The sequence below is a fragment of the Rhodococcus sp. BP22 genome, assembly GCF_014281965.1.
Taxonomy (GTDB): Bacteria; Actinomycetota; Actinomycetes; order Mycobacteriales; family Mycobacteriaceae; genus Rhodococcoides.
The window spans coordinates 95,017-114,902 of the sequence record NZ_JACFTB010000005.1; the positions used below are offsets into that span (position 1 = coordinate 95,017).

Annotated in this window: 16 protein-coding genes and 1 tRNA gene; 8 read left to right on the plus strand and 9 right to left on the minus strand. The window is 62.9% G+C overall.

Annotated elements, in window-relative coordinates:
- Positions 1-5 precede the first annotated feature (5 nt).
- Positions 6-695 (minus strand): hypothetical protein, encoded by a 690-nt coding sequence (locus H2510_RS12235; RefSeq protein ID WP_186628595.1) that lies wholly within the window; start codon positions 693-695, stop codon positions 6-8.
- A 399-nt stretch (positions 696-1,094) separates the two neighbouring features.
- Between H2510_RS12235 and H2510_RS12240 the strand changes: the two genes are divergently transcribed.
- Positions 1,095-1,913: a sulfurtransferase gene (locus H2510_RS12240; RefSeq protein WP_186628596.1), complete on the plus strand. Its 819-nt coding sequence runs from the start codon at positions 1,095-1,097 to the stop codon at positions 1,911-1,913.
- Between the two features lie 9 nt (positions 1,914-1,922).
- Here the strand turns inward: H2510_RS12240 and H2510_RS12245 are convergent, their stop codons facing one another.
- A complete protein-coding gene (locus H2510_RS12245; RefSeq protein WP_186628597.1) occupies positions 1,923-3,506 on the minus strand; it encodes a GMC family oxidoreductase in 1,584 nt (527 codons plus the stop codon).
- Positions 3,507-3,526: 20 nt separating this feature from the next.
- Positions 3,527-5,239 (minus strand): aldehyde dehydrogenase family protein, encoded by a 1,713-nt coding sequence (locus H2510_RS12250; RefSeq protein ID WP_186628881.1) that lies wholly within the window; start codon positions 5,237-5,239, stop codon positions 3,527-3,529.
- 202 nt (positions 5,240-5,441) lie between these two features.
- Here H2510_RS12250 and H2510_RS12255 point away from each other — a divergent pair, with 202 nt between their 5' ends.
- Positions 5,442-6,620 carry a CdaR family transcriptional regulator gene (locus tag H2510_RS12255; protein ID WP_186628598.1) on the plus strand — a complete coding sequence of 393 codons (1,179 nt, stop codon included), beginning with the start codon at positions 5,442-5,444 and terminating at the stop codon, positions 6,618-6,620.
- A gap of 1 nt (position 6,621) precedes the next feature.
- Here the strand turns inward: H2510_RS12255 and H2510_RS12260 are convergent, their stop codons facing one another.
- The 5 genes from H2510_RS12260 to H2510_RS12280 form a co-directional block, all read right to left on the minus strand.
- Positions 6,622-7,581, minus strand: a complete 960-nt coding sequence (locus H2510_RS12260; RefSeq protein ID WP_186628599.1) for a triacylglycerol lipase — start codon at positions 7,579-7,581, stop codon at positions 6,622-6,624.
- A 108-nt stretch (positions 7,582-7,689) separates the two neighbouring features.
- A complete protein-coding gene (locus H2510_RS12265; RefSeq protein WP_261392900.1) occupies positions 7,690-8,568 on the minus strand; it encodes a glycoside hydrolase family 16 protein in 879 nt (292 codons plus the stop codon).
- A 204-nt stretch (positions 8,569-8,772) separates the two neighbouring features.
- A tRNA-Gly gene (locus H2510_RS12270) sits at positions 8,773-8,843 on the minus strand.
- A 50-nt stretch (positions 8,844-8,893) separates the two neighbouring features.
- The gene (locus H2510_RS12275) at positions 8,894-10,654 is read right to left on the minus strand and encodes a bifunctional diguanylate cyclase/phosphodiesterase (protein ID WP_186628600.1); all 1,761 of its coding nucleotides are present in this window, start codon (positions 10,652-10,654) and stop codon (positions 8,894-8,896) included.
- 124 nt (positions 10,655-10,778) lie between these two features.
- A complete protein-coding gene (locus H2510_RS12280; RefSeq protein WP_186628601.1) occupies positions 10,779-12,608 on the minus strand; it encodes a bifunctional diguanylate cyclase/phosphodiesterase in 1,830 nt (609 codons plus the stop codon).
- A 161-nt stretch (positions 12,609-12,769) separates the two neighbouring features.
- Here H2510_RS12280 and dcd point away from each other — a divergent pair, with 161 nt between their 5' ends.
- The 6 genes from dcd (at position 12,770) to H2510_RS12310 (ending at position 18,921) form a co-directional block, all read left to right on the plus strand.
- On the plus strand, positions 12,770-13,348 hold the full coding sequence (gene dcd, locus H2510_RS12285) for a dCTP deaminase (protein WP_186628602.1): 579 nt from the start codon (positions 12,770-12,772) through the stop codon (positions 13,346-13,348).
- Positions 13,349-13,375: 27 nt separating this feature from the next.
- On the plus strand, positions 13,376-14,824 hold the full coding sequence (locus tag H2510_RS12290; RefSeq protein ID WP_186628603.1) for a CYTH and CHAD domain-containing protein: 1,449 nt from the start codon (positions 13,376-13,378) through the stop codon (positions 14,822-14,824).
- A 98-nt stretch (positions 14,825-14,922) separates the two neighbouring features.
- Positions 14,923-15,855 (plus strand): hypothetical protein, encoded by a 933-nt coding sequence (locus tag H2510_RS12295; RefSeq protein ID WP_186628604.1) that lies wholly within the window; start codon positions 14,923-14,925, stop codon positions 15,853-15,855.
- Between the two features lie 118 nt (positions 15,856-15,973).
- Positions 15,974-16,930 (plus strand): Hsp70 family protein, encoded by a 957-nt coding sequence (locus H2510_RS12300; protein WP_186628605.1) that lies wholly within the window; start codon positions 15,974-15,976, stop codon positions 16,928-16,930.
- Positions 16,931-17,003: 73 nt separating this feature from the next.
- Positions 17,004-18,053 (plus strand): fused (3R)-hydroxyacyl-ACP dehydratase subunits HadA/HadB, encoded by a 1,050-nt coding sequence (locus H2510_RS12305; protein ID WP_186628606.1) that lies wholly within the window; start codon positions 17,004-17,006, stop codon positions 18,051-18,053.
- A gap of 88 nt (positions 18,054-18,141) precedes the next feature.
- A complete protein-coding gene (locus tag H2510_RS12310) occupies positions 18,142-18,921 on the plus strand; it encodes a TspO/MBR family protein (RefSeq protein WP_315901350.1) in 780 nt (259 codons plus the stop codon).
- Between the two features lie 20 nt (positions 18,922-18,941).
- Here H2510_RS12310 and H2510_RS12315 read toward each other — a convergent pair whose 3' ends face one another.
- Positions 18,942-19,670 (minus strand): GAF and ANTAR domain-containing protein, encoded by a 729-nt coding sequence (locus tag H2510_RS12315; protein WP_186628607.1) that lies wholly within the window; start codon positions 19,668-19,670, stop codon positions 18,942-18,944.
- Positions 19,671-19,886: the final 216 nt, after the last annotated feature.

Below are 19,886 nucleotides of genomic sequence, written 5' to 3' on the forward strand. Positions count from 1 at the left end.
GTCATTTATGCAGTTGCGATGGTGATGGTTGCAACGCCCACGAGCAGGCCCGGGGTGACAGCGTCGGTCTTGAACGTGTCATTCAGCAGGCCGGCGGCGGTCTCGGAGATCTTGACCTCGGTGCCGGTCAGGATCGCGGTGTCGTTCGGGCCGGTTGCCAACGGCTTCAGTGTGCGGCCGTCGAGGTCGAAGAGCACTGCATTTTCTGCGGCGACCTTGCCGTTGACCGTGACGGTTCCGGTGAGAACCGAGGTGCCCGGATCGATGTCGAAGTCGGTGAGCTCGACGACGGTCTCACCTGCGGTGAGGGACAATCCACTGCCGTTGTGCATGATCTCGCCCTGAACGTAGGGGTCGACTGTGCCCGGCTCCCAGTACTTGACGTCTCCACCCGTGATCGGGAAGACGATGGATCCGTCTGCCAGAGTGGCTGTTCCGACAACTCCGGGCGTCAGGCCCAGGGTCGTCAGGGCGCCGGTGAAGCCTGCATCGAGTGCGACAGCGGTGCTGACGCCCTTGCTGAGGTCATCGACCTCGGCAGCTGGTGCCGGCATTGCCTCGGTGGTCTCGGCGGCAGCGGCCGAAGTGGTGCTGGAGGAGGTGCTCGATGAGTCGTCACTCGAGCATGCGGCGAGAGGTACGAGGGTCATTGCGCCGATTGCAGTGGCGGCCATAACTTTACGGATCGAGATCATGTGAGGATCTACCTTTCGTTGGCTCAAGTGTTGAGCGTTGTAGGTAATTCGCCGCAGGGTCCGTTCCGGATGGGTCCGATCTTAGTCCGGTACGTAGTTCTGGCATGCCGAACCGTTGAAAACTCGTATGCGGGCTTCATGACCCGGACCGAACAGCACGGCAAATCACCTTGGTAGGCAAATGTTCTCACGGACAAACACGGAAATATGGGCAGAATGTCCGATCCGAACATTCGTAGTAGGCCCGAGTCGAGTTCGATACGTGACCGTTGCCGGACCGTTACCTAAGCCCCCGTAACCGGCGGTCCGGTTTGGTTGATGCCGTGAATTTTGCTCCACTTTCAGTCCGAGTGGGCGGGTTTCCGTCGATTTTGAGCAATAGTGGAGCAAAATTCACGCATGCCACAGGAGACTCGTGATGTCACCGACCTGAAGTCCGCACTGAGCCTCGTTCCGCCCGTAGTGCTCGATGTTCGCTGGGCGCTAGGAGATTCGGACGGTCGCCGGCACTACCGCGACGCACATATCCCGGGCGCAGTATTCGTCGACCTCGAAAACGAACTCGCCGAACCCGCCTCTTCCGAGGGCAGGCATCCTTTGCCCTCCATCGAGAGGCTTCAGGCGGCCGCACGCCGCTGGGGCGTCACCAACGGTGTACCCGTCGTCGTCTACGACAACACCGGCAACCTTGCCGCGGCGCGAGCGTGGTGGCTGCTGAAGTGGGCCGGCTTCGACGAGGTAACCCTGCTCGACGGCGGTCTGGCTGCCTGGATCGCCGCAGGCAACGACACCTCCGCGGGCGAGGAGGTCGCGTCGGCGCCAGGAGATGTCGAGCTCAGCGCGGGACATTTGCCGACGCTCACGACCGAGGAAGCGGCCGCGCTCGCGGAGTCCGGAACGCTGCTCGACGCGCGGGCCGTCGAACGGTACTCGGGCGAGTACGAGCCGGTGGATCCGCGCGCCGGCCACATCCCCGGTGCGATCAGTGCTCCGACCAGCGCCAACCTCGACGCGGACGGGCGATTTCTGACGGCGGAAGCGCTCCGCGAACGGTTCGGCGGGGTGAAGCCGCAGGTCGGGGTGTACTGCGGCTCCGGCATCACGGCCGCCCATCAGGTGGCTGCGCTGGCCATCGCCGGGATAGATGCCGCCCTCTATCCCGGGTCGTGGTCACACTGGTCAGGCGATCCGGCTCGGCCGGTGGCGACGGGTATGTGACCCGTATCCTCAGCGCAGCACCAGGTCAGCGGCTCTTTCGCCGATCAGCACGCTCGGCGCGTGCGTGTGGCCGCGGATGATCGTCGGCATGATCGACGCGTCCGCGACCCGTAGGTTGTCGACGCCACGGACCCGCAGATCCGGAGTGACGACGCTCGAGCTGTCGTTGCCCATCCGGCAGGTGCTCACTGGGTGGTAGAGGGTGTGTGCGTTTTGTTCGAGGGCTTCGGTCAGCAGGTCCTCGGTCGAGGTGTCTGCTTTCACGCGTGGTCGGACGATGTCGCCGAGCAGCTTCTTGAGGGAGGGTTGCGAGGCGATTGTCGTGCATGCCCGCAATCCCTCGATCATCGCGCGCCGATCGACGCCGTCGGGATCGCTGAGGTAGCGGGGTTCGATGACGGCCTTGGCCAGTGGGTCGGCGGAACGAAGACCGATCTCACCGCGGCTCACGGGTTTGAGCAGCACTGCCCCGATGACGGCGGCGTGGGCGTCCGCGGCGATGAGCCCCTCGTCGAAGAACGGAGCGGGGGCGTAGATGAGCTCGAGGTCGGGGAACGGTACTTCGTCTCGACTCTTGATGAATCCGTAGGCCTCGGCGACGTTCGAGGTGAGCATGCCGCGTCGGCGAGCCAGGTAGTTGACGAGCTGCGGGATTTTTTCGGCATGGAACAGTGAATCGGATTCGGTCTGCCAGCCGATGAGTGCGCACAGGTGATCGGTCAGGTTCTTACCGACCTCCGGTGCGTGGTGCTGCACGGCAATGCCGTGTGCGGCCAGTTGCGCTGTATCGCCGATGCCCGAGAGCATCAGCAATTGTGGCGTGTTGATTGCACCCCCGGCGAGAATGACTTCCTTGGCGGCGCGGACGGTGTGGGTGATCCCGTCCTTGGTGTATTCGACGCCGACGGCGGCGGACCCTTCGAAGACGACGCGCGTTGCTTGTGCTTCGGTGAGGATGGTCAGGTTGGGCCGCTTGCGAATCGGTGCGAGGTACGCGTCGGCAGTGCTCCAGCGGGCACCGCGTTTCTGGTTGACCATGGTCTGCGAGAAGCCCTTGGGCTCGGCACGATTGGCGGATTCTACGGGGTATCCCGCTTCCTGGACGGCGTCGAGGAATGAGGTGGTCAACGCGCGCGGACTGCGCTGGTTCGACACGATCAGCGGCCCACCGGTGCCCGCGTCGAGTTCCTTTGTAGCTTCGATGCTTTCGATCTTCCGGAAGTACGGTACGACGTTCTCGAACGACCACGAGGAGTCCGACAGGGAGGCCCACTCGTCGTAGTCGGCTGCGAACCCGCGAACCCACATCATCGCATTCATCGACGAGGACCCGCCGAGCATCTTGCCGCGGGGCCAGTAGATGCTGCGGTCCCGCAGTTCTGGCTGCGGTTCGGTGTCGTAGTTCCAATCCACGTCACTGCGGAACAGTTTGGAGAAGGCCGCGGGGATGTGGGCGAATTTGTTCTTGTCTTCCGGTCCCGCTTCGAGGACCACGACGGTGTGGCGCGGGTCGGCGCTGAGCCGATTGGCGAGTACTGCCCCGGAGGATCCGGCACCGACTACTACGTAATCGACGATAGCTGGTTGTGACATAGAAGAATGTACCTTTGTCTCTAGCCGCGCAACGCGGAGGCGAAGATGGCAGGAAGCTTTGTCCAGGAGGGTTTTCCGGCGAATCCGGTCAACAGTCGGCCGGTGGTCGCGGCTGTTCGGTTGTTGACGAACCATGGCGGCTTGGGGGAGATCGACCATTCGCCGTTGATCAGCGAGCGAGGAGATGGACGGAAAGGTCCGCGCACTACGGTGCGTTCGGCACCGTCGATCAGCAGTGCGTTGTGGACTATGCCGATTCCGCTCTGCACGTCGTCGATCGTGTGGCCCGGGAACGCGCCCCACGACGCGGCGGCGGTGAGGAATCCGACTCCGGTCCAGGCGTTCACTGCGATCGTGCCGTAGTTCAGTTCGGCCAGCATCGAGTCGAACTTCGTGCCCAGTCGATCGATGGTCTTGGGGTGGGCAATGATGTTGACCCCCAGGGTACCGATGAACTTTTCGTTGACGGTGGTCACTGCTTTGGCGGCGAATTGATCTCCGTCGTAGGGGAGTTCGATGACGCCGAGCACTGGTGCGAAGTACTCGGTCTCCAGTAGTGACGCTTCTTTGCCTGGGTCGATGTCGTCGATCAGGACGCGTCCGCCGGAGAGCCGCGAGGCCTTCGGGTAGTTCTCCAGGGCGCCTGCTACTCGGGTGTCGCTGCCTGGGTAGTACGCGCGACGGGAAGGCGCCGAGTCGAGTGCCTTGCGGAGTGCGGCGAGGAACTGGTCACGCTGGCTCCAGTTGGAGGACAGCACGACCACCTGTGATGCGATGCAGTTGTAGCCACTGTTGTGCAGGCGTTGTGTGGCAACGTGTTCCGCCTGAAATTCGATGTCGGCTGTGCTCCACTCGCCGGGGAGAACGATGGTCGGTGAGACACCGCCGAGTTCGCTCGTCATCGGCTTGGTCAGTATCGGGTCGTTGGCGGCTTTGCGTTCGGCGCCGGTCTGTCCGGGTCCGAAGACTATGGCGTCGTGGGTGATCGAGCTACCGGTCATGTGTACGTGATCGACCAGGTCGTGGTTGACCAGGTAGGTGCCCGCCTCGGCTCCGCCGGTGAGCAAGCGGACGACGCCGGCGTCGATCAGCGGCCGAAGGACTTTCCTCAGCACCGGCAACAACGGGTCGGTGATCGGGTTGAGCTTGAGCGCGACGACGCGATTGTGTGCGAAGAGTTCGTACAGTGTGTCCAGCGGCGCAATGGACATGATGTTGCCGGCGCCGAGTACGACGCCGATTCCCTTGGTGTGCGCGGGATCGCGTTGGGCCAGGCCTGCGGTGCGTTTGGCGGTGTCGGCGTCGATTCCCGGTTTCAGCCATACGTCGGCGCTGAATCCGTTGAGCAGCAGCGAGTCGAAGATGCTCAACGGCAGTACCTGGACTGTGGTGCGTCCACCGGGTGCAGAACCGAAGTGCGCCTGGGCGATCGGACTGGTGCCCGATTCGAGGGCAGCCAGAGTGTGCGCGAGGGTGGCTGCGCCGCTGACGAATGCGTAGGGGCCGGAGATCCATTCCTCACCGACGAGTGACGACGTCGGGTCGAGGCCCTTGATCGAGCACGCGGCGGTAACCCACTCGGTGCCGTGCGAGACGGTCAGGTCTCGCACCTGCTCGAGCAGCGCCCGACGTGCTGCCAATGTCAGGCTCGCCCACTTCTTCTCGCCTGCGCTCAACTCCTCGAGTGCGGCGTCGACCAGGCGGTGCGTCTCGTCTTCGGGGGTGAGCGCGATGTGCAGGTCGGGTTCGATTCGATCGGTCAAGGGGGTGGCTCGTCTCTTTGCTCGGTGTGCGCGTGCGTCCAGTTCTGATGTGATTGTCGTCTCATTCGGCCGTGAGCGCTATAGGCCCGCGCTCTCCAAGTCGGTCACATATTTGTGCGGCAGCACAAATTGGTCCTGGCGTGGCGTCGGGGTGCGGCACTACGCTTCGACCATGGCAACCAGTACCGCGACCACCGTGCTCGCGTCGAACGACCTCGCTGCGCCACTCCTCGACTCGACGGAGATGCTGGCCGAGACGTTGGTCCACCGCATACTCGACGCCGAGCACGGATACCTCGAGGCCTCGCTGTTGACCGAGGACGAGTTGCGCAGTGCCTGCCGGGAGAATCTGCGCGCGATGATCGGTTGCCTAGCCGGTCACGGCGCACCGGATCTGTCTTCGGCACACGCGACGGGGCGATTGAAGGCCGAGCAGGGTGTCCCGCTCGCCGCGTTGCTGCACGCGTTTCGGCTGGGCGGTCGACTCATCTGGGAAGAGTTGATGAATCGGTCCGACGGAGAACCCTCGCGAGCCCTGCTCGAGATGGCAGCGCAGGTGTGGGCGCTCGTCGACGTCTGTTCCGACGCCGCGGCGGAGGCCTATCGCTCGACGGTGGACACACTGTCCGAGCAGGATGCGGAATCCCGACGGCGGCTGGTGCGGGCACTGTTCGGTGATCATGTCTCGAACCCGGCTGCCGTGGCCGACGCAGTGCGGACCTTCCGAATTCCCGATCGTGGATCGTTCGTCGTCGTCTCCGCGGACTCACGTGATGTCGAACTGTCGACGCGGGGCATCGGTGCGGTGTGGGACTCCGAAGTCGACGGCACCCTCGGCCTGCTGTTCGCGACGTCGGATGCTCTCCTCGAAGAGGTTCTGGGCTGTATCGACAACGGCGTCACCGATGCGGCGATCGGGGTCAGTGCCGGATTCTCGTCACCGGCTGGAATGCCGACGGCCGTCGAGCAGGCCAGGTTGGCGCGGACCTGTGCGCGGGTGGATGGCAGTGCGCTGACTCGCTTCGATGCGGTTCCGGTGCCGTTGATGCTGGCTCGGCATCCGGACAGTGCGCAGGCGGCTACCCGGCAGATCCTCGGCCGCTTGCTCGACCTTCCCGACGGGGAGCGGGACAGCCTGCTGGCGACTCTGGATGCGTGGTTCGGCTCCAAAGGGTCGACCAGCGAGGCCGCGTCGCGGTTGCATTACCACCGCAACACCGTGCTGTATCGCTTGCGGCGGATTGGCGAGCTGACCGGTCGGGACTTTCTCGACCCGATTCAGTGCTCGGAACTGTACGTAGGTCTGCGTGCCTATCAGTTGTCGGCCGCGAATCTCAGCGGTGTTCCGTGAGTTACTGGTTGCTCGCGATGACGACGTCGAGAATTCCGGCACCGAGTGGGACCGGACCACAGGGTGCGACGATCCCGGCGGACGGGTCGAGGGCGGCGAGAACGAGCCCGATGGCGGTCGGATCGTAGGTGAAGGTGAAGTGTGCGACGTTGTCCTGCGGGCAGACGTCCTGGATCACGATGTTCGTGGCACCGGGGTCCCGAAGCAGCGCATTGGTATAGGGCTGAATAGTCTCGTCGACTCGTGTGGCGATGTTGGTGTACTCGACGCCGGGGACGGTGTCGCCGCCGGCATTGAGTCGGTTCAGAAAGTCCGAACCCTGCAGTAGTTCGACGAGTGCCGGCCCGAACTCGCCGGCGACGAGTGTCGTTCCGCCCGGAACTGCTTGCAGTACACGGGAGGTGCCGTACGCAGTGCCGCCGTAGGTGGGTGAGGCGATGCCGATCCACTTGTCCACCACGGCGTCCCCGCCTAGACGGTTGGTGTAGTAGCGGGTGACCGCAGCGCCCTGGGAGTAACCGATGAGGTTCACCGAAATTGCGCCCGTCGAGGCGAGTACCGAATCGGTGAATTCTTTCAGTTGTTCAGCGCTGCCGGCGATGTCGCTGAAGCCGTAACTCGTCCCGTCCGGTGACGCACCGTAGTTCAACGCGTACGCGCAGTACCCCGCAGCTTTCAGCGCCGGCCCGAGACCGGCCCAGTCGGAGTATGCCGTGGCATCGGTTCCGTGGACCAGGATCACCGGTTCCGAGTGTTCGGGCATAGGAACACATTCGGGATCATTGACCCCCGGTGGGACAGCTTCGGAATTCTCCGCGGAGTATCTGATCGCATCAGCGTGGTTGGATTGCCCTGGTCCCGGTGTCGTCGGAATCACCGGCGCAGCCGACGCGACTCCCATTCCCACTACGGAGCAGGCAACACAGACAGCGCTGAAGCTCAGCGCGAGACGAAATTTCATGCCACACCTCGACTTTGGTTACTTCCCTTCTGGATGCTATGCCCATTTGTGTGTTATGTCCCAATGGAAGGGGCTAGTTGGTGGGATGGTTCACAAACGTGACCTCGGTCAGGAAATTCGGCTCGCTTTGATCCAGTCGACACTCATCGTCTGCGGGAACGGCGTCGAGGCGGGGACATTACCTACCCAGTTGTTGCCGACTGCCACGTTGAGAAGCACGTAGTGCGGGAAGGCGCCCGAGAACGGAGTCCAGTTGCCGCCCTTCGCTTCGTACTGGGCTTTGGTCAGCGAATACTTGGCTACCCCGTCGATGAACCAGGTAATCCTGTCGGTCAGCCAGTCGACGCGGTAGGTGTGAAAAGCGTCGGACAGAGGAGCGGTGTCGCCGCCGGCCTTGACGTCCACCGAAGAATTGCTGCGTGATGGACCATGCAGATTGAAAGACGGTCCATTGGTTCCCGGAATCTCTACGACGTCGATTTCACCCTGACGCGGCCAATCGTATTCATGTCCCGGTTCCAATCCCAATAACCAGAATGCCGGAAGTAAACCAGCGGCTCTTGGCATCTTTATGGATGCTTCTATTCGAACTGGCGGGGTTACGGATTGTTTTCCGAAGCTTACGACGCGTGCGCTCGTGATGTTGTCGGGTGCGCGCACCCCGTCGGGTGGATTCTCGCGCCGAGCGGTGATCTGCAGGGCACCGTTGCTCATCGACGCGTTGGACGTCGAGTTGGTGTAGTACTGCTGCTCACCGGAACTTGCACCCCACCTGCCGGTTTGGAATGTCCACTTGCTGGCGTCGACGGCTCCGGTTCCGTTGAACGCGTCTTCCCACAGCACCCCACCTTGTACCGGTGGTGCGGGAGGGGGAGTGGTTGTGGTCGGAACCGGTGCAGTCGGGGTGGGAGTCGGGGTGGGAGTGGGGGCAGGGGGCGCCCCGGGTGTCCACATCAATGCGGACAACAACAATGCAATCCAGTTCATGCTCTATTCCTGTCATGGCAATTGTCGGGGGAAACAACAAGCACGTCAGAAGGTTTAGCACGAAGGACTCGATATCAACGAGGTGAATGGGAAAACAGAAGAAATGCGTGATTCAGGGGATATCGTCCGTAGATCTTTCGGACGGAAATCATGTTTATCGAACCGAAATCAGGTTTTATCCTGTTTGGGTTGTTGTCACAAATGAGCCGGTGACGGGAATCGAACCCGCCTCTCAACCTTGGGAAGGTCGCGTTCTACCAATGAACTACACCGGCTTGGCGGCCCTGAGGCCGCGCGAACATACTCTATCAGCCGCCGTCGGCAGTCAGAACTGGATGGTCCCGGCGCGGAGGAGTTCGAGCGTCTCGGCAGCGGGAACCGGCCGGGAAATGAGGTACCCCTGCGCCCGTGTGCATCCGAGCGCGAGGAGGACGTCGACCGCCGCTGTGGTCTCGACGCCTTCTGCGATGACATCGAGTCCGAAGGCGTCGGCGAGCCCGACGACGGATTCGACGATGGCGAGGTCGTTGGCGTCACCTGCTCCGAGGTCGGTGACGAAGGAGCGGTCGATCTTGAGCGCATCGACCTCGAGTTCCTTCAGATGTGACAGTGCGCTGTAACCGGTTCCGAAGTCGTCGATGGCGATGCGAACGCCGAGTTGGTGCAGGCTCTGAAGTGTCTTTCGAGTGCGGTCCACGTCGTTGACGACGGCTACCTCGGTAATTTCGAGGCACAATTGTGGGCCTCCGACTCCGTAGCGCCGAAGTACTGCCTCGACCGTTCCGGCGAAGTCGTGTTCGACGAGCTGGGCGGGGGAGACATTGACGCGTATTGAGATGTCGAGGGACGGCAACGTCGACTTCCATTCGGACAATGTGCGGCACGCTGTGTCCAGTACCCACCTCCCCAATTCCGGTGCGAGGTTGGTCGCTTCGGCAACGGGGATGAAAGCGCTCGGCGGTAGGAGTCCGCGTACCGGATGTTGCCATCGGACGAGAGCTTCCACCGCGGTGATCTTTCCGCTGCCGAGGTCGACTTCGGGTTGGTAGTACAGAACGAGGGCGTCGCCTTCGATCGCGTCACGCAGGTGCACTTCGACGTCGCTTCGCAGTTCGCTCTGTGCTCGCACCGATTCGGTGAAGTGTTCGATGTTGTCGGTACTGCCGATCTTCGCGAAGAGCGCAGCCTGGTCCGCGCACCGTAAGGCATGTTCGGCCGTGATGCGACCGGGTTGGGCCATCATGATGCCGATCCGGGCGCGGCGACGCAGATCTGCGAGGGGCATGTCCATTCCGTCGATTGCCTTCAGTATCGCTTCGGCTGCCAAGTTGGCGACGAATTCATCTGTCGGGCCTGCGAGTACGACGACGAATTCGTCACCCCCCAACCGGGCGATCACATCCTCGGATCCCAGTTCTTCGCGCACGATGTCGGCGACGTCGCGGATGTATTCGTCGCCGGTCAGATGGCCGAGGAAGTCGTTCAACGACTTCAACTGGTCGAGGTCGAGAAACAGCACTGCTACCGGGCCGCACCGGGGTTCCTCCAGGCGCGCGCTCAGGTGGTCCAACAGTGCTCTGCGGTTCGACATCCCGGTGAGATCGTCGTGCGAGCCTACGAAGCGGGAACGGTTCTCCGCGTTCACTCGCGCTTGCAGCTGCGTCATCAACTCAGCGACCGATCGTAGCGAGCTCAATTCGCAGTCGGTCCAGGCGCGCCCGGCAGCCTTGGCGAAGCCGAGAGCCCCCACGCCGACGCCTCCGGAGACCAGCGGGATCACCACGAGCGGAACCCTTTCGGGCGCAAGCCCGTCTAGTTGTTCGGCAATGTCTCCCGCCGACACTACGGTGACGTCTTTCATCGTTGCCGCTAGAGCGAGGATCGGGTCGGGGCCGTCCCGGTGCGCGACCGTCGACGGGTCCGGGTAGGTGATTCCGATTCTCGGCGGCCATTCTGCGACGAGAACGCATGTCCGGGTATCGATATCGGTCAGGCGTAGAAACGCGAAGTCGAGTTCCAGCTCGCAGGCCAGGCCGCGGAGGATCGCTGGGTATGTCTCGTGGGCCGATTCGGCATCCACGCGCATGAGGGTAGTCGCGACGTCGGTTACGACGGCATCGAGATCTCGACGTCGATTCAGTGCCCTCTCCTAGCTCCGGCCCCCGGCCAACGAGACCTTAACCCACTGTGATCGATCGAGCCTGGAGTGGTCAGTGGATGGCTCCCCGTGCCAACATCTCGATAATTTCCGCTTCCGTTACCGGCCGCGAGAACAGATAGCCCTGCGCCCGATCACAACCCACGGCCAGCAATGCTGATTTCGCGGCCTCGGTCTCGACACCCTCGGCTAGTAGTTCGAGCCCGAAGGCTGCGGCAAGGGTGGCTATGGCTCCGACGATCGCCTGGTCGTTGGTGTCGGAATCGAGATTTTTGACGAACTCGCCGTCGATTTTGAGGGCATCCAGCGGCAGTACCTTCAGGTGTGCAAGGGAGCTGAATCCGGTACCGAAGTCGTCGATCGCGATACCGACACCCAGCTCGCGGAGCATGGTCAGAATCTTGGCAGTTTGGCCAGTGTCTTGCACGACAGCGTTTTCGGTGATCTCCAGGCACAATGCGGTCGGTGGAACGGAACCGTAGTCGAGTGCTTGCGCGACGATGGTGACGAATTCGGGGGCGAGGAGCTGCGCGGGTGAGATGTTCACGCGCAGCACGATGTCGAGCCCCGGGATACGAGATGCCCAGTCGGAATAGGCACGTATGGCGTCGACTAGCACCCAACGGCCCAGCCCGGTTGCGAGTTCGGAGGACTCCGCGATATCGATGAAGTCGCTCGGGGGAAGGATGCCTCTGGTGGGGTGCTGCCAACGCACGAGTGCCTCGACGGCGGTGATGTCACCGGTTCCGAGATCGACCTCGGGTTGGAAGTGCAGCACGAGATCGCCGTTCGAAATGGCATCGTGGAGATGAAGTTCGACGTCGTTACGCAGTGCGGTACGCGCACGGATGGCCGAATCGAACAGTACGGCACTGTTTCCGCCCCGGTGCTTGGCTACCAGCGCAGCCTGATCGGCGTTGGCGATGATGTCGTCGACGCGTCCCACTCCAGGGGTTGCGGTGGTGACACCGATACTTGCGGTGCGGGTGATTTCGTCGCCGGCGATCGTTACCCGCGTGGCGGCCACTGCGTCGAGGACTCGTAGCGCGACGTTGTACGGCGACGTCGGCTTGCCGTCGAGCATCGAGGGTTGCATGACGATGACGAACTCGTCCCCGCCCCATCGGGCGATGGTGGCTTCCGGTGTGACCGCTCGGAGTGTGTCGGCCAGCGCGCGGAGGTATTCGTCGCCCGCCGAGTGTCCGTAGAAATCGTTGAGGGCTTTGAGTCGATCCAGATCGAGGAACAGCAGGGCGACAGGTCCGGCGTCGGAGGAAAGGCGACGGAGAAGGTCATCGGTGAACCCTCTCCGATTCGCCAGCCCGGTCAGGGCGTCGCTTTCGGCGGCGAGGCGCAGCGATTCCTCGGCCTGGATGCGGGCGTGAACCTGCGTGAGCATCGACGCGATGGCGACGAGTGCGTTGATTTCTCCCTCGGACCACGTGCGGTCGTAGCTTTTGATGAGGCCGACCCATCCGATCGACTTCTCCTGGACGAGAGGAACTACCGCCATGGAGGCAACGGTGTATCCGAAGGCTGCTTCGATTCGCTGGCGAAGTTCCTCGTTGTCGGTCGGTCGGCGGAACACTTTGGGGTGTACCAGATGCTCGCACGCGGCGAAGGCCGCGTCGGAGTCGGCAAAATAGACGATGCCGAGTGGATCGGGCTCGGGCGCATCAGGTCTCGGAGGCCATTCGGCGATCATTACCGTTGATCGATTCCGGTGGTCGGTGTGTCGAAGGTATCCGGCGTGGACATCGAAGAACTCGACGAGTGTACGCAGCACTCGGGTGTATGCGGTCGATACCGAAGATGCATCGACACCGATGAGGTCCGAGGCGACCTCGGTGACGAGCGCATCGAGACTTCGTATCTCGCGCATTCCTATTCCCCCCTGACCTCGAACTTCAGCCCCATCCGAGGTTGAACTTGATCATTATTGCGGGTAAGTACCGTTCTTCGGCAAGGTGAAGTGACGAAAGCGGCGGCCACCACGCACGGCCACCGCTGAACCTCAGCGGTGGGCGCGATAGCCTGCGGGGTGTGCTGCTCTCCGACCGCGATATCCGTACCGAAGTGTCCACCGGCAACTTGGGGATCGAGCCGTTCGACGACTCGATGGTTCAGCCGTCGAGTGTCGATGTACGCCTCGACAAGCTCTTCCGCGTGTTCAACAACACCCGGTACACCCATATCGATCCGTCGAAGCAGCAGGACGAGCTGACCACTTTGGTCGAACCCGCCGAGGGCGAGCCGTTCGTATTGCATCCCGGAGAATTCGTGCTCGGTTCGACGCTCGAGCTGACGACCTTTCCCGACTACCTGGCGGGACGACTCGAAGGCAAGAGCTCGCTCGGTCGCCTCGGGTTGCTGACGCACTCGACGGCCGGATTCATCGACCCGGGTTTCAGCGGCCACATCACCCTGGAGCTGTCCAACGTTGCGAACCTCCCGATCACGCTCTGGCCCGGAATGAAAATCGGCCAGCTGTGTCTGTTCCGGTTGTCCAGCCCGGCCGAGCACCCGTACGGCAGCGCGGCGACCGGCTCGAAGTACCAGGGGCAACGAGGCCCGACACCGTCGAAGGCGTACCTGAACTTCGTCCAGTCACCGGTCGACTGATCTGCCATGTCCGGCACACTGACGGACATGGCTTCGATACAGACCGAGCGCGAGGACAAATACGACGTCCCCTCGGAATTCTTACTTCCCTCGCTCACCGACCTGATCCCGAAGGGCGGAGCGATCGAGATGTCGGAGGTGGAGCTGATCAGCAGCTACTTCGACACACCCGATCTCGATCTACTCCGGCGCGGCATCACGTTGCGGCGTCGGCGCGGAGACACCGACACGGGCTGGCACGTGAAAGTCCCCGCAGACAAGGCACGCACCGAGATCCGGCTGCCACTCGGTAGCGGTGAAGACGCGCAGGTCCCGGCAGAGCTCGCGAGCATGCTCGCAGGCGTCGCCCTGGGGAAAACGTTGGTCCCCGTTGCCACCCTGACCTCGAAGCGTCGACGGCATGTATTCACTTCCTCGGACGGATCCGTGCTCGCCGAACTCGCCGACGATTCGGTCGACGTCCAAGCAGAAGGCGTCCCCGACCACCGATGGCGCGAGCTGGAAGTCGAGTTGGGTGCGGCGGGGTCGGAAGCGACGTTGAAGCGTTTCGGTAAGGCGCTGCTCACCGCTGGGGCTCAGCGCGGCGCGCACCCGTCGAAGCTGCATCGCGCGTTGGCTGTGAACTTGAAGGAGACTCAGGTGCCCGAGCTCGGGGTCCTGACGGCATACCTCGACGAGCAGGCGCAAGCCATCTTCGCCGGCGATGTGTACCTGCGTCGGGGACTCGACCCGATCCATTCCACGCGCGTTGCGATCCGACGCTACCGGAGCACGCTGCGTGTGTTCGGTGCCTTGTTCGACGAGGACGTGGCTTCGATTCTGGATTCCGAGTTGGCTTGGTATGCAGGACTTCTCGGTGAGGTCAGGGACAGACAAGTGCTGCGTGCCCGCTTGTCCGACGCGGTGCACGAGCTGCCGCCGGAGCTGGTTCTGGGCCCGGTTGCCGCGCGCATCGAGAATGATCTGTTGGCCGAACAGGTTCGCCACCGAGGCATCATCGCGACGGAGCTGGACGGGGATCGTTACCGGGCCCTGCTGACGAGTCTCGGTAACCTCTCGCGCGCATTCCCGGCAGCGGCCGGGGCCGAGGACGTCGACGCCGATGAACTCGATCGACTTGCGCGCAAGTCCGGACATAAGGTGCGCAGGCGCGTCGCCGCAGCAGTAGCCGGGGGTGACGACGTAGCACTGCATGGGGCCCGCAAGGCAGGAAAACGTGCCAGGTATGCCGCCGAGTTGATCTTCCCGATCGTCGGGAAGAAAGACGCGACGGCTCGGATCGAGCGATACAAGGCGGTCCAGGAAGTGCTCGGCGAGCATCAGGACGCGGTCGTCGCTGCGCAGAAGCTGCTCGACCTCGGACGGAAGGCAGGGGTGACTCCGGGGGAGAACGGCTTTACCTTCGGTGTGCTCTATGCCCAGGAGGTCGCGGCGGCCGAGGCTGCTCGGGCCGAAGTATCCAAAATTGATGTGTGAACAGCTAACGAAAAACAGGAAGGCGACTGTATTCTTAGCCACAAAACCTTTCGAGTAATAGAAATTTTCGGGGTAAACGGGAAGGGGGCAAGTCTGTCGTGCGTATAGCTCTCGGAGTGCATGTCAGCACCTTCGAGGTGACGGCTTCCCTGGTAGACGCAGATCTGCCCGAGCTCGGGCCGGTAGCAACCCGCGTCGTTTCGGTGGAAGCGGTGCCCGACGGTATCGGCCAGGCCGTTGTCACAGCACTGGGATCGACCAGGATTCAAGCCCTGCAGAGCGGTCTCACGGTCACCGGTGCTGCCGTCGTCTGCGAGAACGCGATGCAGTGCCAGGTCGTCATCGACGCGGTCGCTGCGTCCGAGGCGCAGCCGCTGATCGTCGTCGACATCTTCGATTCCCACCTCGTAGACGGGCTACCACCCGATGTCGCTGCAGCCCTGCTGGTCGGTGTACTGAATCCGGTGAGTACGGCCCGACGTACCGTGGCGTCTTCCGGTACTCGTCGCGGGATCTGGCAGGTCGCTGCGGTCGGAGCCTTGATGTTGGCGGCGCTCGGGGGAGTCAGCGCGTTGGCGATGACGGTGGATCCTGCGGTGGACAGCAGAACGGTCATCCCCGCAGACTCGGTCGATACGGCGGACACTCCGTACTCGAAGCCGATTCCGGCTTCAGATCATTCGGTTTCTCCGGCGGAGGTGCCGTCGGAAGCCCCGGATCCTGTGGTGAACCCTGCTGTCCGACCCGAATCCGTCCCGCCCGTCGGAGTTTCACGACCCTCGGCCGCAAGCGCCGAACGCCCGCGGCCGAATCTTCCGCCGGCCGCGACGATGGCGCCTACCCTCGCGCCCACCCTCGCGCCCACGACCACGTCGGTGGTCACGCCGACATCGCCCGGGGGCGGCGTCGAACCGACGGACGTGGAACAGCCGCCGGTGGAGACGTCGGTCGAGCCCACCCCGGAGCCCCCGACCACCACGATCGCGCCCCCATCGACGACGACGGAGGAGCTCGAAACACCTCCGGAGTAGCAGCCTGGGTGCCCGAAACATACTCTAAGAATCTTCAAAGGTATGGAAGCCTACCCACGGACTGATTTCACGGCTATGGTCTCTACATCTGGTCGGTCATAGTGGAGTCGAGGAAGCCATGAAAACGGTGCTTGGGGTGTCAGTGGGCTCTTCGGCCGCCCGGGCTACAGCTCTCGATACGGCGGACGATTCGGTGCGCTCGGTCAACGTTGCGCGGTTGTTCGAGCCGTCCGAGCACGTCGCCGCTGCACTCGGCCTGCTGGACTCCATGGCCAAGGTGCAGGATGTGGACGCCGCGGATACCGTTCTCGCTGTCCCGGACGACCCAGCGAGCAGGCCCCTGACCTCGGCGTACTCGATGCACAAGGCAGATCGATTCATGGTCGTCTCCGAACTCGGCGCTCAGCTGAGGTTCCTGCGCGGCAGCGGACAGCTCGAGGGCTTGCGCACGGTCGCACTCTGCGACGTCGGTGCTTCAGGGACCACCGTATCGATCGCTGATCCCGTAACCGGTCAGGTTTTCAGCTCGGAGCGCACAACTCGATTCGGTGGATCGGTGTGCGACGAGGCGGTGCGCAACTATCTACTCGCCACCTACGGTGCCGACGAACTGGTGTCCGCCTCGGCACTGGACAGTCTCGGCGTCGCCATTCGGTTCGCTCGTGAGCAGTTGTCGAGCCTGCGCGTGGCGGAGGTGACCGGACCATTCGTCGGTGGCCCGGTTCGGCTGTGGCGCAGCTCTTTCGACGACATCGTCGACCGCTCGGTTCGATCGATCGAGGACTGGACTGCCAGTGCCATCGTCGACGCACCGAAATCGGTCAACGCACTGGTCATGGTCGGTGGTTGTGCGAATATCCCTTCGCTTCGCCGCGTCTTTCGGCGCGATCTGCGGCTGCCGGTACTCGTGCCCGATATGCCGGAATCACTGACCGCGCACGGGGCGGCATTGCTGGCCGCCGATGCATCGCGGGCTCGCTCTCGTCGCCCACTGACGGCAGTGACGCGCATCCCCCCGGTGACGCCGTTCGAACCGGACAGTTACGACGTCGTTCCCCGGCATCGCACTGCCTGACGCCGGCTGTGAACTCCCACAAGGTCGCGGACCTACATGTACTAGCGGCGCTCGGCCCGGTATGTTGCGAGAAATGACTGGAAAAACTTCTGAGAATTTCGATCCAGCGGAGCATGTTCGTGCAATGGTGGGCCTGCACTACCGGGCGAGCGACTTCTACGAGGTGGGACGCGAGAAGGTCCGTGAGTACGCTCGCGCAGTTCAGGATTTCAACCAGGTGCACTGGGACTCCGACGCAGCCAAAGCGCTCGGCTACCGCGGGTTGGCAGCGCCGCTGACCTTCATCTCCCTGGTCGGCACCCTTGCGCAGCGTCGGTTGCTCGAGAAGATCGCGGTCGGATTCGACCTGGGGCAGATGCTGCAAACCGATCAGGTCCTCGAATTCCACCAGCCGATCGTCGCTGGCGATCAGCTGTACTGCGACGTCTCCCTCGACTCCTACAAAGAGGTCATGGGCAAGGACATGATGGTCACCAAGAACATCGTGTCCAACCAGCGCAACGAGCTCGTACAGACCACGTACACGACGCTACTGATCGGCCGCGACGGAGATGTCGACTCCGGCATCGTCGAGGCAGCGGAGAATCTGGTGATGCACGGCGCTACGCCGTCGACTGCTCGCGAGAACGCCACCACGCACGAGGAAGAGGAGCAGGTGGAGCATCCACCGCTCGTGCTGGTCGACCATCGCCCGGCGCCTTCGGTGAAGTTCGAGGACGTCACCGTCGGAGATGTGTTGCCAGAAAAGACCTTTCGCCTCACTCGTGGCGATCTGGTGAACTATGCGGGTGTCGCGGGGGATGCCAACCCGATCCACTGGAGCGATGGGTTCGCCAAACTCGTCGACCTGAAAAATGTTCTGGCACATGGCATGTTGACGATGGGTCTCGGCGGCGGTTACATCACGTCATGGTTGGGTGATCCGGGTGCGGTCAAGGACTACACGGTCCGCTTCACCGCACCCATTCCCGTCGATCCACATCGCGCCGCAGAAATTCTGTTCACGGGCAAGATCAAATCGCTCGACGCGGATAGTCGTACGGCAGTGATCTCGCTGGGTGCGACCTTCGAGGGCAAGCGCATCTTCGGGCACCGGGCGACGGCCACCGTTCAACTGGCGTGAGGTGAAACTTGTGCGGCCGGGCGGTACCTCCCCGGCCGCACAAGCAACGTCACCAGCAGAAAGCCCGCTCCGGGCCACCCCCCCGTTTGTGAACCGTCGATCCGGGCATCTACCCGTTATGAAGGTCGGGGTAATAGTCAGCGCCATTGCGGCGGTCATCGGCTCGTTCATCGGCTCGGGTGCATGGATCGGCACTCCCATCGCGGAGGCCGCAGGCGGTGCGCTCAGCGCCACGTCGACGCTCGTCGCGCCTGCTGGGACTGCATTTTCGATCTGGACGGTCATCTACTTCGGATTCTTCGCGTACGCGGTGTGGCAGGCGCTGCCCGGGCGAAGCGAGCGCCACCAGCCCCTCCGACTGCCGATTGCGGTATCCATGCTGCTCAACGCCGCATGGATCCTGACCATTCAGGTGGGATTGCTGTGGCTGAGCGTGTTCGTCATCGCAGCGCTACTCGCGGTCCTCGCCCGCGTGTTCGTCCTCCTCCAGAAGCAGCGCCCCGAGAACCGGCTCGACGCGGTGATCACCGACGGAACGATGGGCCTCTACCTCGGCTGGGTATGCGTGGCGACCATCGCGAACGTGACGGCGTGGCTCGTCGATCTCGGCGTGACCGGCGGTGCGACCTTTTGGGCAGCGGCCGTCCTGGTCGTTGCCGCGTTGGTGGCCGTCGGGTTGGCTACGTACTCTTCGGGTGCTCTCGCACCGGCTATGGGGATCGTCTGGGGATTGATGTGGATTGCGCAGGGCAGGCTCGCGGGCGACCTCATCGATGCCACCGTCGGATGGACTGCAGCGATCGCAGCATTGGTGGTGGGAATCTACACCGCCGTTATCAGGAGCCCTGCGCCGCGCATCGCCTCATAAATGCTGCTGCGCAGCAGTATCTAAGAAGCGAGGGCTTTAGACCGCCAGGCCGGGACTTTCCCGGTGGCGGCTATCTCGGCCGCGACGTCCCGCAGCTTGCGGTTGGTGTGCGAGGAGGCCACGACCAGCATGTCGAACGCGGCGTCCCGGGTGAGCTTGTACCGGCTCATCACTATCCCGATGGCAATGCCGATTTCGCGGTTGGTGTCCACCGCCATCGACAGTTGATCGTTGCGGTCGTCTGCCCCGGCACTCTTCAGTGCCACTGCGGCATGGTCGGCGTAGATGGAGCAGTCGTAGAGGATCTCGTCGGTGAAGAAGTCCTTATGGGCGCTGTAGAAGCCCATGACACCCAACTCGACGCCGCCGAGGATCAGATAGAAGCTTGCGGTCGACCGGATCGACGTCTGCTCGGTCATCAGCTCTCGATACTGCACCCACCGCGGATCGTTCTCCACGTCGTTGTTCACGATGGTTCCCTTGGTGGCGAGTACGGCTTTGGTGGCGGACTGGCCCGTGCGATCGGCGATCTTTGCGGCCTCGGCAATCGTTCGTTGATTGCTGGCCGCAATGATCCGTACCCGACCGTTGTCGCGGAGGGTGGTCACCGCAGCGCCACTGCAGCCCAAGGTCGTGACCGCGAGGTCGGCGACGCGCTGTGCCGTCGGGCCTGCTCCGGGGTGTTGCGCCAGGTCCCAGGACAGCGACGCAAATCGGTATCCGGCGTGTTCCGAATCGATGGTGTTCATGTCCAGCCGCCTCCCTGATACATCAGAACGTCCCTCGCTCTGCCGGTGACAAACCTCGCGAACTTCGCGCAACACATTCTGCCATCGAGTCGAGCGGAAGACGACACGAACAGGACTATAAAGACAGTTACCCCGCTGGTCGACGCCAGGGTCAGTCAGTTGCAGATGACAACAGCACGGAATATAAGGAGACCATGTAGGCCAGGGGGCAGTCGG